We start from the raw sequence: 19,105 nt of genomic DNA, 5'->3' as shown, positions 1-19,105 counted from the left end.
ACCAGTCTAATTTTATAAATCAAAATAGCTTACTGCAATTGTAAGAACAAAAAACAAAATTGCTAAAACAATCGTAGCATTGTGAAGAATTAGATCTAATCCTCTAGCTTTTTGTTTTCCAAAAAGCTGCTCTGCCCCACCTGATATGGCACCTGATAGTCCAGAACTTTTTCCAGATTGCAGAAGTACTACTACTATTAATGCTACTGCAACAATTACTAATAAAGTAATTAAAATTGTGTGCATCATCACACCTCCATTAAGACGAACATTACATTACTATTAATGTAACATATTTTAGAAATTCGAACAATAGATTGTTGAGAATATGATGTATTTCAATCCATCCATCTTATTATATTATTTCCTGTTACTATTATCAGCCAAAAAATCGGCTAATTATTCGATAATCCAATTGAATTGCATAAAAGACTCCCACATACTTAACAGGAGTCTTCATCTGTTTATATATAATTAGATAATACGAGCTGTAATAATGCCTTCAATTTGATTCATTTTTTCTGCTAAAGCAGGAAGAACATCTTCTTCTACATTATTGTCAATATCAACCATTGTATAAGCATAACCGCCTCTGCTTCTGTTTACCATATCAGCTATGTTCAAATTATAGTTTGATAATGCTTGTGTAATTTGTCCAACCATATTTGGAACATTTTGATGAAAAGCAGCTACGCGCAGTTTTCCTGTGTATGGAAGACTTGCATTTGGAAAATTAACAGAGTTTTTGATATTTCCAGTTTCTAAAAACTCTTTTACTTGACGAGCAGCCATAATAGCACAATTTTCCTCTGATTCTTGTGTAGAAGCACCTAAATGTGGAATCGGAATAACATTTTTCATTTTCAACACAGTTTCATTCGGGAAATCTGTTACATAGCGACCAACTTTTCCTGTTTCAAGTCCTGCTTCCATATCATTTTCATTTACAAGCTCACCACGTGAGAAATTGAAAATTTGCACGCCAGGCTTCATAATACTGAAAGTTCCTTGGTTAAACATGCCTTTAGTGTCATCCGTTAATGGAACATGTACCGTAATATAATCAGATTCAGCAAATAATTGCTCAATCGTCATTGCTCGTTGAACATTGCGGGATAAGTTCCAAGCTGTATCAACAGAAATAAATGGATCAAATCCAATTACATCCATATCTAGATCAAGAGCATCATTCGCTACTAGAGCACCAATCGCGCCTAAACCAATTACTCCCAACGTTTTCCCTTTAATTTCATTTCCAACAAACTGCTTTTTCCCTGCTTCCACAAGTTTTGGAATTTGGTTCCCTTCTCCTTCTAATGTCTTTGTCCACTCCACACCAGCAAAAAGGTTGCGGCTTGAAGCCATTAAAGTAGTTAGAACCATTTCTTTTACAGCATTCGCATTTGCACCTGGAGTGTTAAAAACGACAATCCCTTCCTCTGTGCATTTATCGACTGGTATATTATTAACTCCAGCTCCAGCACGTGCGATTGCTTTTAAATTAGCGTCTAGTTCCATCCCATGCATGTTAAAGCTGCGAAGCACAATAGCGTCAGGATTTTCACTATCATTGTCAATAAGATATTTCTCTTGATCTTTTTTAAACACATTTAAACCATTTTCAGCGATATTATTTAATGTTTTAATTGTTTTTACTTTATCTAAGATTACTGTGCCCATTTTATATATCTCCCTTTTTATATAATCTTGGTTTTATATACTCAAATAAATAAGCCATGTCTTTAGCAAAGGAATTTCCTACTATACGAATTTTATAAAAATTATATGTGTAGCCCTCATATCCCTCCTATAAACAGAAAGAGGCAAGGGAAACCAACTCCCTTACCTCTGCCCAGGCGAACGGCTACGACACCATATGCTCCCCCACGGTTATCCGTGCTTCGCCAGTCACATATGGTCTTTTTAATTAATTTCATTTTAACAAAAGATTTAAAAACCTTCAACCACTAATTTTCAAACTTTTTGTGAACTACCTATATTCTATTCTTCTTGAAGATAAAGAGAACCTTCCATCACTGGGGGTTTTTTTCTTCATCCTCCACTGATGGAAAGCTTGCTGTCCACAGGATGTGGATCACACAAATATTGCTACAGGAAGTGGCGACCTTAGTTTGCGGACCTCCCTCGGACTTTTACGGGCAGTTATCCCCCACCTAGCTTCCTTGATTTCTCAGCAACTTGAGGTGGGAGTCTTTCTGCCCGTTAAGCGTGGGATAAAAAAAAATAACTCAACTTTATGAGTATACTTTGAATTTCCCGATCTATTTACTGATTTGCTGTTAAAAATTCATCTAAACAGTCAAATTGTGAGGACATCCCTTCTACTATTCCCATTTGCATTACTTGTTGCAGCTGTTCAGAGGAGTCAAAACTTGATCGAATAGTCAGCAGCGTGCTCTCTTTTTGTTCGTTAAAGCTTAATGTAACTTGTATGCTTGGCATCTCAGCATTTGTGTTTTCGTTTGCATCTGAAAAACTATCTATATAAACAATTTTATTAGGCGGATCAATTTCTTTATACACAGCTTTTCCCCAGGACTCATATCCAAAAAAATCTCCTTGATTCTTATCTGTACATACCATGCAATAATGCCAGATACCGTTCGGTTCAAATTCAAACTTTAGATTTTTTGTTTGCCAGCCTTTTGGTCCCCACCAGCTTGCCAAACGATCTGATTCAGAGAAAGCTTGGAATAAAGCTTCTTTCGGTGCATGAAAAACCCTTTCCATCACAAGATCCTGCCCTTCAACACTAGTTTTCAACTGATTTATTCCTTTGCTTTCAGTCATTTCCATTCCTCCTGCCATCATTTTTTAACTCACTCTCCGTACTATTCGAGTTGATTCAAAAAAGTCCTTCTATTAATAGCTAAAAATAAAACACCCCCATTAACGAATGACTCATTAATAGGGGTGTCCCATAATTTATAAAAGATAAACTTTTACCTTTTATTATTTTTTAAGGTTGTAGAAAGATTTTAAACCATCATATACTGCTAAATCGCCAAGCTCGTCTTCGATGCGAAGAAGTTGGTTGTATTTAGCAATACGGTCTGTACGTGATAATGAACCAGTTTTGATTTGACCAGCGTTTGTTGCAACAGCGATGTCTGCGATTGTTGCATCTTCTGTTTCACCAGAACGGTGAGAAACTACAGCTGTGTAGCCAGCACGTTTAGCCATTTCAATTGCTTCAAATGTTTCAGTTAAAGTACCAATTTGGTTAACTTTGATAAGGATTGAGTTAGCAATTCCTTTTTCGATACCTTCAGCTAATTTTTTAGTGTTTGTAACGAATAGATCGTCACCAACTAATTGTACTTTAGAACCGATACGGTCAGTTAATAATTTATGACCTTCCCAGTCGTTTTCATCTAAACCATCTTCAATAGAAATGATTGGGAATTCATTTACTAATTCTTCATAGAAAGTAACAAGTTCTTCAGAAGTTAAACCAGTACGGCCTTCTCCAGCAAGATCATATTTACCAGTTTCTTTGTTATAGAATTCAGAAGAAGCAACGTCCATTCCTAAGAATACGTCTTTGCCAGGCTCATAGCCAGCTTTTTTGATTGCTTCGATGATTACTTCTAATGCTTCACGGTTAGAACCAAGGTTTGGAGCGAATCCACCTTCGTCACCTACAGCAGTGTTTAAACCTTTTGCAGATAAAACTGATTTTAGTGCATGGAATACTTCAGCACCAGTACGTAAAGCTTCTTTGAAAGTTGGAGCACCAACTGGCAAGATCATGAATTCTTGGAAATCCACGTTGTTATCAGCATGTGAACCACCATTGATGATGTTCATCATTGGAGTTGGCAATTGTTTTGCATTGAAACCACCAAGGTAACGGTATAATGGCAGACCTACTACTTCAGAAGCAGCATGAGCAGCAGCCATAGATACACCAAGGATTGCGTTAGCTCCTAATTTACCTTTGTTTTCAGTACCATCAAGCTCGATCATTGTTTTGTCGATTCCAGCTTGATCTGTAACGTCCATACCGATAATTGCTTCAGCAATTACTTCGTTTACGTTTTCTACTGCTTTAAGAACACCTTTACCAAGGTAGCGAGATTTGTCGCCATCGCGTAATTCTACTGCTTCATATTCACCAGTGGAAGCACCTGATGGCACAAGTGCACGACCGAAGAAACCTGATTCTGTTAAAACTTCTACTTCTACTGTTGGGTTACCGCGTGAGTCTAATACTTCACGAGCATAAACATGTTGAATATATGGCATATTAATTCTCTCCTTTTAATTAACGATTATTTTTTAATAATGGAAGTTCCAGTCATTTCAGCTGGTTTTTCTACTCCTAATAAATCTAGCATTGTTGGAGCTAAATCACCAAGTTTACCATCTGTACGTAAATCAGCACCAGGAACTGTTACAATAACAGGAACAGGGTTTGTTGTATGGGCAGTCATTGGCTTTCCATCTAAAGTTACTACTTCATCTGAATTACCATGGTCTGCAGTAATAATTGCTTTACCGCCTTTTTCTTCAATCAAAGTAATGATTTTGCCTAAGCATTCATCAACTGTTTCAATTGCTTTAATCGTAGGTTCAAGCATTCCGGAGTGCCCAACCATATCAGGATTTGCAAAGTTCAGGATAATTGCATCAAAATTATCTGCTTCAATTTCTTTTAGAAGTGCGTCCGTAACTTCATATGCGCTCATTTCTGGTTTTAAATCGTATGTTGCAACTTTAGGAGAGTTGATCAGAATACGTTTTTCACCAGGGAATTCTGCTTCACGGCCACCACTCATAAAGAAAGTAACATGTGGATATTTTTCCGTCTCTGCAATACGAAGTTGTTTTAATCCATTTTGTGAAAGAACTTCACCTAATGTATTGTCAAGGTTTGTCGGCTTAAATGCCACATACCCTTTTACTGTTTCACTAAAATGCGTTAAACATACAAAGTAAAGGTTCTTTGGATGGTTTTCTCCACGATCAAATGAACGGAAATCTTCATTTGTAAAAGTATTGGAAATCTGAATCGCACGATCTGGACGGAAGTTATAGAAAATTACTGCATCTTCATCTTGAATCGTTGCTACTGGCTCTCCGTTATCTTTTGTGATAACAGATGGCAGAACAAATTCATCGAAAATTCCATTGTTATAATTGTCTTCTACAACGTCTAGTGGGTTGGAGTAGCTAGGTCCTTCCCCGTATGCCATTGCACGATAGGATTTCTCCACACGATCCCAGCGTTTGTCTCTATCCATTGAATAGTAGCGTCCTGAAATCGTTGCAAATTCCCCTACACCGTATTCTTCGATTTTTTCTTGTGTAGCTTTAATGTATTTTTCAGCCGTCTTTTGACCGACGTCTCGGCCGTCAAGAATTCCGTGAATATATACATTTTCCACACCTTCTTCTTTTGCAAGACGAAGAAGTGCAAACATATGTTCAATATGACTGTGAACTCCTCCATCAGACAATAAACCAAAGAGATGAAGATTTTTGCCTTTTTCTTTTACATGTTTTATTGCATTAACGAAGGTTTCATTTTTTTCAAAACTACCTTCTCTAATTGCCACATTCACTCTTGTTAAACTTTGGTAAACAATACGTCCTGCACCTATATTTAAGTGGCCTACTTCCGAGTTCCCCATTTGTCCCTCTGGAAGACCTACAGCTTCGCCGCTAGCCACTAAAGTAGCATGTGGATAATTGTTCCAATATTTATCAAAGTTAGGCTTATTAGCTTGAGCAACCGCATTACCCATACGTTCGCTTCTTAAAGCAAAACCGTCTAATATGATTAATGCTACAGGTGATTTACTCATGCTTTACCTTCCTCCAATAATTGTAGGAAGCTTTGAGCTTCTAAGCTTGCTCCTCCTACTAAAGCTCCATCAATATCAGATTGAGCCATGTACTCTTTAATATTTTCAGGTTTAACGCTGCCGCCGTACTGAATGCGGATGCTTTCAGCAACTTCGCTTGAGAACTGTTCACTAACAACTTTACGAATATGTGCACATACTTCGTTTGCATCAGCAGATGTTGATGATTTTCCAGTTCCGATTGCCCAGATTGGCTCATATGCTACAACTGTAGCTTTAGCTTGCTCGTCTGTTAACCCTTGAAGAGCTTTTTGAACTTGAGCTGCAACAAAGTCATTTGTTTCGCCGTTTTCTCTTTGCTCTAATGTTTCACCACAGCATACAATTGGTGTTAAACCATTTTCAAATGCTGCAATTGTTTTTTGGTTTACCGCTTCATCTGTTTCATTAAAGAATTCGCGGCGCTCAGAGTGTCCAAGCACTACATATTTTACACCGATGTTTTCAAGGGCTACTGGGCTGATTTCGCCAGTAAATGCGCCGCTTTTTTCGAAGTGCATATTTTGTGCACCGATATTTACATCTGTGCCATTTGTAAGTTCTACTAATTGCCCCAAGAATAACGCAGGTGCACAAACAACTGTATCTACGTTTTCACTTGAAGGAACAGAACCTTTAACTTCTTTAATAAATTCTACAGCTTCTGGAAGTGTTTTGTTCATTTTCCAGTTTCCTGCAATAATAGGTTTGCGCATGTTTTGTACATCCTTTCATGCCTATAATTTAAATGCTTATTTGTCGTTTAAAGCTACTACACCTGGAAGTTCTTTACCTTCCATAAATTCCAATGATGCACCGCCGCCAGTAGAAATATGACTCATTTTGTCAGCCAAGTCAAATTTTTCAACTGCTGCTGCAGAATCTCCGCCGCCAATTACAGAGTATGTATCTTGAGATTCAGCAAGAGCCTCTGCCACTGCCTTTGTACCTTTTGCGAATGTATCCATTTCAAATACGCCCATTGGTCCATTCCAAATAACTAATTTAGAGTTTTTAATAACATCTGCATAGATAGCACCTGTTTTTGGCCCAATATCAAGTGCTTCCCACTCTGCAGGAATTTCTTCAATTGAAACCGACTTGATGTTTGCACTTTCAGAGAAGTCATCTGCAACTGTTGCATCTACAGGCATATAAAAGTTAACGCCTTTTGCTTTTGCTTTTTCCATATATGATTTAGCAAGATCGATTTTATCTTCTTCTAAAAGAGATTTTCCAATTTCATGGCCTAATGCTTTTACAAATGTATAAGCTAATCCACCGCCAATAATCAAGTTATCTACTTTATCTAGAAGATTATCGATTACTCCGATTTTATCTTTAACTTTTGCTCCGCCAATAATTGCAGTGAACGGACGCTCAGGATTTGATAATGCTTTCCCTAGAACATCTAACTCTTTTTGCATTAATAATCCTGATACAGCAGGAATGTAGTGTGCAATACCTTCTGTTGAAGCATGAGCACGGTGTGCTGCACCGAATGCATCATTTACAAATACATCCGCAAGATCTGCATAGCTTTTCGCTAATTCTGCGTCATTTTTCTCTTCACCAGCATTAAAACGAACGTTTTCAAGAAGAAGAACATCTCCCTCAGATAACTTGCTGATTTCAGCTATTACAGCCTCTCCATAAGACTCATCTGTTTTCACTACGTTTTTCCCTAGTAATTCTGATAAACGAGCAGCAACAGGAGTTAAACGAAGCTCTTCTACCACTTGGCCTTTCGGACGGCCTAAATGGCTTGCTAAAATAACAATAGCACCTTTTTCTACTAATTCATTAATAGTAGGAAGTGCAGCTTGAATTCTTGTTTCGTCCGTAATTTCCTGGTCCTTCATTGGTACGTTAAAATCAACACGAACAAAAACTTTTTTGCCTTTCAAATCGATATCGCGGATTGTTTTCTTATTCACTTTAGAGACCCCCACTTACATATTTTTAAAATAGCGGAAACAAAAAGTTTCCGCTGTTTGATTAAGGGTGTACAACCACTCTCATATTAGTCAAAACGAAATTACTTAACTAGTTGTGCGAAGTGTTTTACAGTTCTAACTAATTGGTTAGTGTAAGACATTTCGTTATCGTACCAAGCAACAGTTTTAACAAGTTGTTTGTCGCCAACTGTTAATACTTTAGTTTGTGTAGCATCAAATAATGAACCGTAGCTGATTCCGATAATATCAGAAGAAACGATTTCATCTTCAGTGTAACCGAAAGATTCGTTAGCTGCTTCTTTCATTGCTGCATTAACTTGTTCAACTGTTACATTTTCATCAAGAACAGTGACAAGCTCAGTTAATGAACCAGTTTTAACAGGTACACGTTGTGCAGCTCCATCAAGTTTACCTTGTAGTTCAGGCAATACTAAACCGATTGCTTTAGCAGCACCAGTTGAGTTAGGAATGATGTTTTCTGCTGCTGCACGAGCGCGGCGGAAATCACCTTTTGGATGTGGAGCATCTAAAGTATTTTGGTCTCCAGTGTAAGCATGGATTGTAGTCATTAATCCTTCTACGATTCCAAATTTGTTTTGTAAAACTTGTGCCATTGGTGCAAGGCAGTTAGTAGTACAAGAAGCACCAGAGATAACAGTTTCTGAACCATCTAGGATTTCATGGTTTACGTTATAAACGATAGTTTTCATTTCACCAGTAGCTGGAGCTGAAATGACAACATTTTTTGCGCCTGCAGTTAAATGAGCTTCTGCGCTTTCTTTAGTTGTAAAGAAACCAGTAGATTCGATAACTGTGTCTACTCCAAGCTCGCCCCATTTAAGGTCAGCAGGATTTCTTTCAGCAGTAGTTACAACTTTTTTGCCGTTTACTAAGAAGTAGCCTTCATGTACTTCGACTTCCCCTTGGAAAGTACCTTGAGATGAATCATATTTTAAAAGATGTGCCAACATTTTAGTGTCAGTTAAATCATTGATTGCCACTACTTCCAATTCTGGGTTTTCGATAATTTTTCTAAACGCTAAGCGTCCGATACGTCCAAATCCGTTAATACCAACTTTTACTGTCATTATTATTTCCTCCTCTAATTTTAAGGATATTAATATATAAAGGGAATTCCCGTTATATCAAATTTTTCGCAGCACCTTCATCTGTAATTAAGATAGTAGAAGGTGGTGCTTTTTTTAAGTATGCACTAATTGCTTTAGATTTTGATGAGCCGCCAGCTACTGCTATTACATTTGGAACAGTCGTTAAATTTTCAAGCCGAATTCCAATTGTTTCTACTTTATGGACGACTTCTCCAGCTTCGTTAAAGTAATATCCAAATGCTTCGCCTACTGCTTGTGCGTCTTTTATTTTTTCCATGTTGCCTGCATTAGTGCTTCTTCGTTTTGCCATTGCAACAGCTTCACCGATTCCATGAATTAGCATATCCGCAGATTTTATAAGATTAAGCACTTCACTAATATGAGGATCGTTAATAATGCTTTTGTACATCTCTTTGCTTACCTCATCTGGAACATATAGGACACGATGCTTGCTTGCTGTGTGATCTGCCATCATAGCACAAATCGTATTTGCTTGGTTTTTTACGTCTTCTCCAATGCCACCACGAGCAGGAACAAACAATAATTCTCCTTCTGCAACGTCTGGGGTTAACATTTCTGCTACAGAAGCCATTGTGGAACCTCCAGTAACTGCGATGATATTATTCCCTTTGAGCAGAGATTTCATACAGTTTGCTGCAGCAAGACCTAGCTCTTTTTTCACCCATGGGGAATGATCACTATCGCCGGCGACAATAATTACTTTGCTGACATCGAGCTTCTTATGCAGCACCTTCTCCATTTCATTAATACCCGTAACTTCACGCATTACACTAGAAAGACTTTCCAATGTTTCTTCTCCAATTGAAGTGAGCGACATCCCGATATTTGCAATAGAGATAAGCTTTTGCTCTTTTAAAAACTCGACTTCGCTTCGCAATACTCTTTCAGTCATTCCTAAACTTACCGCCAAACTTCTTCTGCCTACAGGCTGCATGTTATAAATGTACTGAAGAATATAATATCTTTTTTGCATAACCGTAAGAAAATCAGGTAATAATCTTTTTTGAATCTCAATAAATGAATACATGATGTAGCTCCTTCACTTGGAGTGGTCATTAGAAGTCCCGCATAGACATATTATGTCCCGGAGGCTGCAAAAAAAATCATTCCTGCTACAAAATCATTCTAACACCAGTATTAAATGAATTCAACTTATATCCGTCCATTTTTTATGAATTTTGACGAAAAAGTGAAGATTTTTCATGTGTAAAAATGTGAAAAAATTCACCTAAATTCCTTACAAAGAAGATGTCAGATTTCCTCACAAAAGCCAAAGAAGAATCCTTATAAAAATAAGAATGTCCCTGCCCTTAAAAAAGAGCAGGGACATTCAGTTAGGAAACGCCCTCGGAGGGAATCGAACCCCCATTTCAAGAACCGGAATCTTACGTGCTATCCGTTACACCACGAGGGCATATTGAGGTATAATAATAGAAACAATATCCAACTAAAGTTTAACTTCCATATTATATGTCATGTTTTCTAATTATGCAAGCCAATATTGTTTAAAAAAATGCTTGTTGGGTATCATGTTTAGGTACATACCTAAACACATCCTTCTTAATTTTGCTGATATAAAATCAATAACAAGCTTTGTCGAATGATAATTTTATACTTACAGGAGTAATCGTTTGACCTTAATTGACCATCCGTGTATCATTATGGTTACATACAGTATTGATTTTGGTCAATATTGAAGAAACACATACTTAAAAAGAATAACTTATCTTAAAAGGAGGATTTGTAATGAATTTAATTCCTACAGTTATTGAACAAACGAATAGAGGAGAACGTGCTTATGATATCTATTCTCGTCTATTAAAGGATCGCATTATCATGTTAGGAAGCGCAATTGATGATAATGTAGCAAATTCCATTGTATCCCAATTATTGTTTTTAGATGCAGAAAATCCAGAAAAAGATGTTTCTATCTACATTAACAGCCCTGGCGGCAGCATAACTGCTGGAATGGCAATTTATGATACGATGCAGTTCATTAAACCGAAAGTGCAGACTATTTGCATCGGCATGGCTGCATCAATGGGTGCTTTCTTACTTGCAGCAGGTGAAAAAGGAAAACGCTACTGCCTTCCAAACAGTGAAGTAATGATTCATCAGCCCCTTGGCGGAGCACAAGGTCAAGCAACTGAAATTGAAATTGCTGCGAAACGCATTCTTTTCTTGCGTGATAAATTAAATGGCATCTTATCCGAGCGCACAGGTCAGCCTATAGACATTATTGCCCGCGATACAGAACGTGACAACTTTATGACTGCAGATAGAGCAAAGGAATATGGATTAGTAGATCATATTATTACTCGCAACTCTTTAACAGATAAATAAGACATATTTAAAAAAGGATGAGGCACCAGCCTCATCTTTTTTTGAAATCTTTATCCATTCAAAAAACACAGTCCCGCTAGTAGTTAAATTTTATTTTAAGCATTATAACAACGCTTACAAAAGTTCAGTTAGTTTATTAAGCGCTTCCAATTCATCGCTACCGTCCGTAATTATTTTTATTGTTGCCCCTGAATGTACAGCTAATCCCATAATCCCCATAATACTTTTTGCATTCACTCTTTTTCCCTCTTTTTCAATATAAACATCTGATAAGTAACTGGTTGCTTCTTGTACAAATATGGCAGCTGGTCTGGCCTGTAAACCTGTTTTTAATTTTACTTTTATTTGCTTCTCCACCATCTTTCTTCATCCCTTTCCTCTTTTGTATTCTACTTCCTATTATACAAGTAAATAAACGAAACACCATCTTTTAATATCGTGAAACTTCCATCAATGAGTACTATTATACACTGACAGAAGTTTCAAAGAAAAGGAATACAACTGCTGGGCTAGAAAAAAGCAGGAGAACAGGAACAATAAAATCAGTTTACTTTATCCCCACGGCGAAGTGCTTCCGCAATTTCATCAATTTTTCTTAATCGATGATTTATTCCCGATTTGCTTATATTTCCGGAAGAGACCATTTCTCCTAATTCTTTTAAGGTTACATCCTGGTAGGCAACTCTCAGTTCCGCAATTTCACGTAATTTATCCGGCAAAATTTGCAGTCCCACCGTTCTGTCTATATAACGGATATTTTCTACTTGCCTTAAGGCGGCGCCAATTGTTTTATTTAAATTAGCGGTTTCGCAATTTACAAGACGATTTACAGAGTTTCTCATATCCCGAACGATCCTAATATCCTCAAAACGGAGCAATGCACCGTGTGCCCCAATGATATTTAAAAACTCAGTAATCTTCTCTGCTTCTTTTAAATACGTGATATATCCTTTTTTTCTTTCAAGAGTTTTGCTATTTAAATCAAATGTATTCATTAACTCGCTTAATGCCGTTATATGTTCTTTATAGAGAGAGAATATTTCTAAATGATAAGACGAGGTTTCCGGGTTATTAACAGATCCTCCTGCAAGAAATGCTCCACGCAAATAAGAACGTTTACAACATTTTTTCTTGACCAGATCTTTTGAAATATCATGGGTAAACATAAACCCTTCTGTTAATATTTGAAGGTCTTCCAGAATTTCTTTTCCTTTAGCGGAAAGTCTTACAATATAAACGTTATTCTTTTTTAAACGCATTTTTTTTCGAACAAGCAGTTCTACCGGAATGTCATAATATTTTTTTATTAATGTATATATTCTTCTTGCAATTGCTGCATTCTCCGTTTGAATGTCTACCACTAATTTTTGATTAGAAAAAGATAGAGTGCCATTCATTTGAATAAGCGCTGATAATTCTGCTTTCCCACAGCAATTTTTAACTTCAATTGTGGTTAATTCCTTTTTTGTCTCTGAAGCGAAAGACATTTCCTTCACCTCCATTAAGAAAAGCTCAAGCGCCTTGCACAACCTTGAAGAAAAATATTTTTTTGACTCAAAAAGTGTTTTTTACTTCTAAGAGGCAAAAGGTTATTTTTTCACAAGTGCCAGGCGCTGGAGCTAGACATCCATCTACTTTTGAATATTGTTAGTTATTCTTTTTAAATAACGCAATATTATCTAATCAAAAGATTAAAAATATAACGCTCTATTCTCCCCATTTTTTCTTGGGAAAAATTATTGTGTAATACATCCTTAATGGATGGCTCGTTCATTTATTAATGAATACAATATTTTCGCAACTTCCACTGTATTATGGCGAATAACATCATCTTCTAAACTGATAATATCACCACAAATTATGTTTAGTCCAAGGTGTTCTAACTGATCTGTATCAAAATTCACAGGTTTCGCTCTTTCCTCATTATATCTTTCCTGAATATCTTCAGGAATATTTTCTCTATTTACAAGAATAGTATCAATAAATGGCTTTTCCATATGATGATAAATAGCCCTTACATGATCACTTGCTGAATAATTAGACGTTTCACCTGCTTGTGTCATTATATTGCATACATACACTTTTTTAGCAGATGCTTTTACGATTTCTTCTCCGATTTCAGGAACGATTAAATTCGGCAAAATACTTGTATATAAACTTCCTGGTCCTATTACAATCAAATCCGCGTGACGAATAGCCTGAAGGGCTTCTGGCAGCGGCGTAGAATTTTTAGGAGTCAAAAAAACTTCCTTTATCTTCTTCTCACTTTCAGGAATGCTCGATTCTCCAGTTACAACAGTTCCATCTTCCATTAATGCATTTAAGACTACGCTGTGGCTTGTTGCAGGCAGGACTTTCCCACGAACATTCAACACTTTGCTCATTTCTTGAATAGCATACGTAAAATTCCCGGTTATAGATGTCATAGCTGCAATAATTAAGTTTCCTAATGAATGGCCAGCAAGCTCGTTGCTGCTGGAAAAACGATGCTGAAACATTTCCTCAATTAAAGGCTCTACATCTGACATTGCAGCTAATACATTTCGAATATCCCCTGGCGCTGGAATATTAAGTTCATCTCTTAATCTGCCAGAGCTTCCTCCATCATCAGCCACTGTTACAATCGCTGTGATATCAACAGGATATTTTTTTAGCCCTCTTAGTAAAACCGATAGACCAGTACCTCCACCGATGATTACTATTCTAGGCTGCTCGCTTTCACTCATGTTTATAAGTCCTTTCTCCTCTGCATATCACGATGAGTAATTTCTACATGATAATCCTTTTCGAAATGGTGTCCAATATATTCAGATAAAGCGACAGAACGATGCTGTCCACCTGTGCATCCAATTGCCACCACAAGCTGGGATTTTCCTTCACGTTTATATTGAGGCAGCATAAATATTAATAAATCAATTACTTTTTCAAGAAATTGATTTGTTTCCGTCCACTTTAATACATAACTAGAAACATCGACATCAAGTCCGGTTTTCGGTCTCATATGCTCAACGTAATGAGGATTTGGTAAAAAACGCACATCAAATACTAAGTCTGCATCTATTGGAATTCCATGTTTAAAACCAAAGCTCATAACATTCACAGTAAAAATGGTTTCTTTATTTACTGAAAACTCTTTTAAAATTTTTTCTCGCAATTCTCTCGGGGTGCTCTGTGATGTATTGTAAATAATCTGTGCCCGGCCCTTTAATTCTTCTAATAATTCTCTTTCGAGCTTAATTCCTTCTAAAGGCAGCCCTGAAGGTGCAAGGGGATGAGATCTTCTTGTTTCTTTATATCTTCTGACTAGCGTACTATCTTCTGCATCCAAAAATAATATTCGAGGAGTTGCCCAAGACTTTGCCAAGCCATCAAGTGCACTAAATAAATTGTCAAAAAATTCTCTACCCCTTAAATCCATTACCAGTGCTACTTTATTCATCTTATTCTCAGATTCCTTCATAAGTTCAAGAAACTTTGGCAAAAGAGTTGGAGGCAAATTATCCACACAGAAAAACCCTAAATCTTCAAAACTTTGAACGGCTACTGTTTTTCCTGCACCTGACATTCCTGTGATAATGACAAATTGTGTCTCATTCACCGCATTCATGTTCATTCCCCCTAATAAATTCAGCTTGGATCAAGACGGTAGCTAATTAATTCAAAATCTGGTGTATACGTAAAAGTTCCATATATCAGCCCGTTTCCATGAATCATATAATCCAATATATGATAATCTCCCTCTGCCATTGGGAGATTGCGAATTTCATCTAATTCATGCCATACTATTTTTCCTTCAGCCGATTCGTCCACATGGATGCCATCGGAATTAGTAGAAAAAAACGTAAACATCATCCATTCTGATACAATCTTATCTCCATCTTTTATAATAAACGTAAAAATCCCTTTAATATTTGGATTTCTTAAGTAGATTCCTGTTTCTTCTCTAAATTCACGAATACATGAGTCTCTTACTGATTCTCCAGGCTCCATCTTTCCTCCTGGAGCTACCCACCAACCTCTTCTTGGTTTCTGTAAAAGCAATACTTTATTATCTTGAAGCAACAAACAATTTGTCACACGCTGCACTAAAATCACCTCGATTGTTTTGTAAACTAGCTTATGTAGAAAATACTGTAATCTATTCTTATTATTATACTATTATTAAGAATCCCCCACAATATATTAGAAAAGTAGAAGCGCAAGTTTAGTTCCGAATGGACTAGCCGATTAAATACGCCACCTCCTGTAGCAACATCGGTACTTGTATATCCTGTACATCCTGTACCGTCGGAGCACTCTGAACGAGATAAGGCGCAACTAACCATCAGGAGTGTTCTTACTCCTGATGGTTAGTTGCGTTCCACAGGATGCGGATCACACAAACGAAGACATAAGGAAGTGGCGATTTTAGTTTGTGTACCTTTCTCGGACCTTTACGGGCATTTTTTCTTCTGCTATCCAGATTTCGGAATGGCTTAATGCCCCTTAAAACGTGATAAGGGAAACACGAAGAACGTAGTGATTCGATGTTGACTTGTCATAAGGAGAAGAACGAGGTGTGAGATGCTTTGTGAACTTGCCGACTTAATTCTCTACTCCCGTGGCAACGCCCATAGACTTGCTTCCTTCAAGTCTGTTGCAGATTCGATTGATTCGCTTCCTTTGAGTCGAAAAAAAAAGAGGGTGTCCTAATAAAGGCTGACAGCACCACGCTACGTGGTAATCTGCCCTTTCCTTTTGGACATCCTCGGAAAAAGATTTATATCTTAAAAGGGGGTCAATTATTATTATCATACCCGAAATATATTGCACTATTGTTACAGTTAAATTAAAATGTTTTAACATAACCTATTCTGACTATGTCGCTAGACTCGAAATTCAATAACATCTTGTCGTCTGAAAGCTTGCAAACAAATCTTTACCTATGGTCTGTATAGACTTTTTCATTCCCTGTTTTTTTATGCTTTTTGTTTTAACGACTCCATTAGTTCTTCTACATAATGCTGTGCACTTTGAGCAGCAATGCTTCCATCACCAGTTGCCGTTACAATTTGACGAAGGGATTTTTCACGGATATCTCCAGCAGCAAAAATACCCGGAACTTTTGTTTCCATATGATCATTTGTTTCAATATAGCCATTTTCATTTGTGATCCCTAAATTTTCAAATGGCTTTGATAAAGGCAGCATGCCGATATAAATAAATACACCATCTGCTTCCAGTTCCTGCTCTGTATTATCAACAGTTGAAACAAGGGTTACACTGCCAACTTTGCCTTCTTTTTCATTAATTGCTTTAATCGTATGATTCCAAATAAAATCAACTTTTTCATTATCGAACGCCCGTTGCTGCAGAATTTTTTGTGCTCGAAGTTCATCACGGCGATGTACAATCGTCACTTGTGATGCAAAACGAGTTAAATATACTCCTTCTTCAACAGCAGAGTCGCCGCCGCCGATTACAAATAATCGTTTATTTTTAAAGAATGCTCCATCACAAACTGCGCAATAAGAAACACCACGGCCACCAAGTTCTTTTTCGCCCGGCACACCAACTTTTTTGTACTCTGCACCTGTTGAAAGAATAACTGCTCTTGCTTTATATTCTTTTGAACCAGCCTTCACTGTTTTATATTCTGATCCGTCCACAATTTCCTTAATATCGCCATATGCATATTCAGCGCCAAATTTTTTTGCATGATTAAACATTTTATTGGATAAATCAGGACCTAAAATACTTTCAAAACCAGGGAAATTTTCCACATCTTCTGTATTGGCCATTTGACCGCCAGGAATACCTCTTTCTATCATTAGCGTCGATAAATTCGCACGGGATGTATAGACTGCAGCTGTCATTCCTGCAGGACCTGCACCAATAATAATAATGTCATAAATTTTTTCTTCTGTCACAACATTCAACTCCTTTTGAAATAACCAAAATAACATACTAAGTTTTCATCTAAAATAAAACAATGTATGGCTAAAGTTCAAACAGCCTGTAATGATATTTACAGCTGCTTTACTATGCATTTATAGTATGACCATCTACTTCTATCCTATATAACAAGGGACTAATAGTCCAAAAATCTGCTCAACGTAACTGTTTCAACATGCAGCTTTCGTTTAGAAGTTTAAACTTAAATGTTGTTTGACTATTTTGATGTATTTTTGCAAAGTCGAAGGCGACAATCCATAGGTAATGGCCATTTCTTGCTGTGATATTTTTTTATTTCTGATTTTATGCCATACATAATCCATTGCTGCTGCCCAGGCACTGCTATTTTTCATTACCACACCGGCTTTATGCAATTCAATAAATACAGAAAACCATTTTAAATATAAACCTGCTTCCACCGTTCCAATTGGCTGATGTATTTTATAGATAGTTTCAGCCGTGCTATGTGCACTTAACAACAGCGGATCTTCTATTTCATATCCCGTTTTAATAAAGGATAAATATTGCTGTTCTAAAGTTGAAAGAACATCCATTTGTTGTATGCTTTGAGAAGATAGTATTTTTTCCTTATACGTGGAAACACTAGTTAAAAATAAGGCAAACAACCTTTCTTCTAAATAGCTGCTTTTCAATCTCTTCATAATAGATGTTAAATGATTTTCAAAGCCATTTTCTTTTTCTTCTCTTTTATTCCAAGGTTCATGCCCTTTTTTCTCTGGATTCTCTTCTAACACACTTCCCCATAAAGCTGACGCTAGATTTTCTCTGCCTGTGAAATAGGCTGCATAAGAAAACCAATAATAAAAAGACGCATCTCCAGCAAAACCTTGTTTATGCAGTTTACTTAACCAAAAATAAGCGGAGCCATATTCTCCTATCAAAGCAAATGTTGATCCAATTTTAAATTGGTGGTCGATGGAAATAGGCTTAATTTTTTGTAAAATATTCGTTAATTGTTTAATATTTTTCTCTTCTTTTTCATAAAACGCAAACACTAATTTATTGCAAAGCGCATGCAAATTCCCCATGTTTTTTTCCAATACTTCATCTAGAATGCTGTTTGCCTTTTTTACTTCTCCTAGATAAAAATAAGCTAACGCCAAGTTGTTGTATGCAGACCAATACTCTGGATAATCGCAGATTACTTTGTTTAACATTTCAACAGCTTTTGGAAAATTCCCTGATTCCAGCAATTCTCTTGCTTCATCTTGTCTATTGATTAAATCATCTTCTTCATATGGATCCTCTTCTTGAAGAAGATCTGACTCTAATGACAACACTTCTAATAAATCTTCTGTTTCTTCTGCAAAATCCCCATTTTCATCTAATTTCAAATATAAATTCGCATGATAATAGGCATCTTTAAAAAATCCTAAATGAGCATAATTATTTGCAAGGAAATAATAACATTCCACCATCTCTTCATCTAATTCTTCGATAATAAGATGAAGGAGCTTATTTGATTTTTGATATTCTCCAATATCTGCATAAACGATTGCCAACTGACAGACAATCATTGGTTCCCCAGGCTCAAAGTGCATGGCTCTTTGCAGATATTTTAATGATTTATAATAATCTTTACGATGATATGCTTTAATACCTTTTGAAAAATAATATTCGCCTGTAGGATTAAATGTAATAAGTTGACCCATCGGTTTTCCTATTTTTGAGTTTTTATTCATAAATCCTCCATCTATCTATTGCAGTTCTTCACTAATAAAGAAACGTAGCTATCATTCAACTAATGTAGTATAACATATGTTAAAGCTTTCGGAGAAGAATCATTAATGGAAGTTTTTTTCTAGTCGCCCATTTCTAAAAACATCTTGGTATATTCTCCAATTTTTTT

At 36.6% G+C, this 19,105-nt stretch carries 17 protein-coding genes, 1 tRNA gene and 1 riboswitch; of the genes, 1 reads left to right on the top strand and 17 read right to left on the bottom strand.

What is annotated here, in order from left to right; translation table 11 throughout:
- Positions 1 to 12: 12 nt before the first annotated feature.
- The 10 genes from secG to ACTYBU_RS06370 form a co-directional block, all read right to left on the bottom strand.
- Positions 13 to 246: a preprotein translocase subunit SecG gene (gene secG, locus ACTYBU_RS06415; protein ID WP_445488110.1), complete on the bottom strand. Its 234-nt coding sequence runs from the start codon at positions 244 to 246 to the stop codon at positions 13 to 15.
- A gap of 228 nt (positions 247 to 474) precedes the next feature.
- Positions 475 to 1,680, bottom strand: a complete 1,206-nt coding sequence (locus ACTYBU_RS06410) for a phosphoglycerate dehydrogenase (RefSeq protein ID WP_445488108.1) — start codon at positions 1,678 to 1,680, stop codon at positions 475 to 477.
- Positions 1,681 to 1,843: 163 nt separating this feature from the next.
- Positions 1,844 to 1,922: riboswitch (ZMP/ZTP riboswitch) on the bottom strand.
- A gap of 364 nt (positions 1,923 to 2,286) precedes the next feature.
- The gene (locus tag ACTYBU_RS06405) at positions 2,287 to 2,811 is read right to left on the bottom strand and encodes an SRPBCC family protein (RefSeq protein WP_445488106.1); all 525 of its coding nucleotides are present in this window, start codon (positions 2,809 to 2,811) and stop codon (positions 2,287 to 2,289) included.
- A 162-nt stretch (positions 2,812 to 2,973) separates the two neighbouring features.
- Complete coding sequence (gene eno / locus ACTYBU_RS06400) at positions 2,974 to 4,269, bottom strand: phosphopyruvate hydratase (protein WP_445488104.1); 1,296 nt, start codon at positions 4,267 to 4,269, stop codon at positions 2,974 to 2,976.
- Positions 4,270 to 4,295: 26 nt separating this feature from the next.
- A complete protein-coding gene (gene gpmI, locus ACTYBU_RS06395; protein ID WP_445488102.1) occupies positions 4,296 to 5,831 on the bottom strand; it encodes a 2,3-bisphosphoglycerate-independent phosphoglycerate mutase in 1,536 nt (511 codons plus the stop codon).
- Complete coding sequence (gene tpiA / locus ACTYBU_RS06390) at positions 5,828 to 6,586, bottom strand: triose-phosphate isomerase (RefSeq protein ID WP_445488100.1); 759 nt, start codon at positions 6,584 to 6,586, stop codon at positions 5,828 to 5,830. Before tpiA ends, gpmI begins: the two co-directional genes overlap by 4 nt.
- Before the next feature lie 36 nt (positions 6,587 to 6,622).
- Positions 6,623 to 7,807 carry a phosphoglycerate kinase gene (locus tag ACTYBU_RS06385; protein ID WP_445488098.1) on the bottom strand — a complete coding sequence of 395 codons (1,185 nt, stop codon included), beginning with the start codon at positions 7,805 to 7,807 and terminating at the stop codon, positions 6,623 to 6,625.
- Positions 7,808 to 7,908: 101 nt separating this feature from the next.
- Positions 7,909 to 8,916 (bottom strand): type I glyceraldehyde-3-phosphate dehydrogenase, encoded by a 1,008-nt coding sequence (gene gap, locus ACTYBU_RS06380; protein ID WP_445488096.1) that lies wholly within the window; start codon positions 8,914 to 8,916, stop codon positions 7,909 to 7,911.
- Between the two features lie 52 nt (positions 8,917 to 8,968).
- On the bottom strand, positions 8,969 to 9,985 hold the full coding sequence (locus tag ACTYBU_RS06375) for a sugar-binding transcriptional regulator (protein ID WP_445488094.1): 1,017 nt from the start codon (positions 9,983 to 9,985) through the stop codon (positions 8,969 to 8,971).
- 315 nt (positions 9,986 to 10,300) lie between these two features.
- Positions 10,301 to 10,372: transfer RNA gene (locus ACTYBU_RS06370), tRNA-Arg, on the bottom strand.
- Positions 10,373 to 10,704: 332 nt separating this feature from the next.
- Here ACTYBU_RS06370 and clpP point away from each other — a divergent pair.
- Complete coding sequence (clpP, locus tag ACTYBU_RS06365; RefSeq protein WP_445488092.1) at positions 10,705 to 11,301, top strand: ATP-dependent Clp endopeptidase proteolytic subunit ClpP; 597 nt, start codon at positions 10,705 to 10,707, stop codon at positions 11,299 to 11,301.
- Positions 11,302 to 11,415: 114 nt separating this feature from the next.
- Here clpP and ACTYBU_RS06360 read toward each other — a convergent pair whose 3' ends face one another.
- The 7 genes from ACTYBU_RS06360 to ACTYBU_RS06330 form a co-directional block, all read right to left on the bottom strand.
- Complete coding sequence (locus tag ACTYBU_RS06360) at positions 11,416 to 11,661, bottom strand: HPr family phosphocarrier protein (protein ID WP_445488089.1); 246 nt, start codon at positions 11,659 to 11,661, stop codon at positions 11,416 to 11,418.
- Positions 11,662 to 11,843: 182 nt separating this feature from the next.
- Positions 11,844 to 12,788: a DNA-binding protein WhiA gene (gene whiA, locus ACTYBU_RS06355; protein ID WP_445488087.1), complete on the bottom strand. Its 945-nt coding sequence runs from the start codon at positions 12,786 to 12,788 to the stop codon at positions 11,844 to 11,846.
- A gap of 267 nt (positions 12,789 to 13,055) precedes the next feature.
- Positions 13,056 to 14,027, bottom strand: a complete 972-nt coding sequence (locus ACTYBU_RS06350; RefSeq protein ID WP_445488086.1) for a gluconeogenesis factor YvcK family protein — start codon at positions 14,025 to 14,027, stop codon at positions 13,056 to 13,058.
- Between the two features lie 2 nt (positions 14,028 to 14,029).
- Positions 14,030 to 14,914: an RNase adapter RapZ gene (rapZ, locus tag ACTYBU_RS06345; RefSeq protein ID WP_445488084.1), complete on the bottom strand. Its 885-nt coding sequence runs from the start codon at positions 14,912 to 14,914 to the stop codon at positions 14,030 to 14,032.
- Positions 14,915 to 14,928: 14 nt separating this feature from the next.
- Positions 14,929 to 15,387: an NUDIX hydrolase gene (locus ACTYBU_RS06340; protein ID WP_445488083.1), complete on the bottom strand. Its 459-nt coding sequence runs from the start codon at positions 15,385 to 15,387 to the stop codon at positions 14,929 to 14,931.
- An 872-nt stretch (positions 15,388 to 16,259) separates the two neighbouring features.
- Positions 16,260 to 17,210, bottom strand: a complete 951-nt coding sequence (gene trxB / locus ACTYBU_RS06335; protein WP_445488081.1) for a thioredoxin-disulfide reductase — start codon at positions 17,208 to 17,210, stop codon at positions 16,260 to 16,262.
- 213 nt (positions 17,211 to 17,423) lie between these two features.
- A complete protein-coding gene (locus ACTYBU_RS06330) occupies positions 17,424 to 18,938 on the bottom strand; it encodes a tetratricopeptide repeat protein (protein ID WP_445488079.1) in 1,515 nt (504 codons plus the stop codon).
- Positions 18,939 to 19,105 lie beyond the last annotated feature (167 nt).

The organism is Niallia sp. 03133 (genome assembly GCF_052663225.1).
The sequence above is the reverse complement of the archived record's forward strand: the minus strand, read 5'-3'. Positions and strand labels throughout refer to the sequence as shown.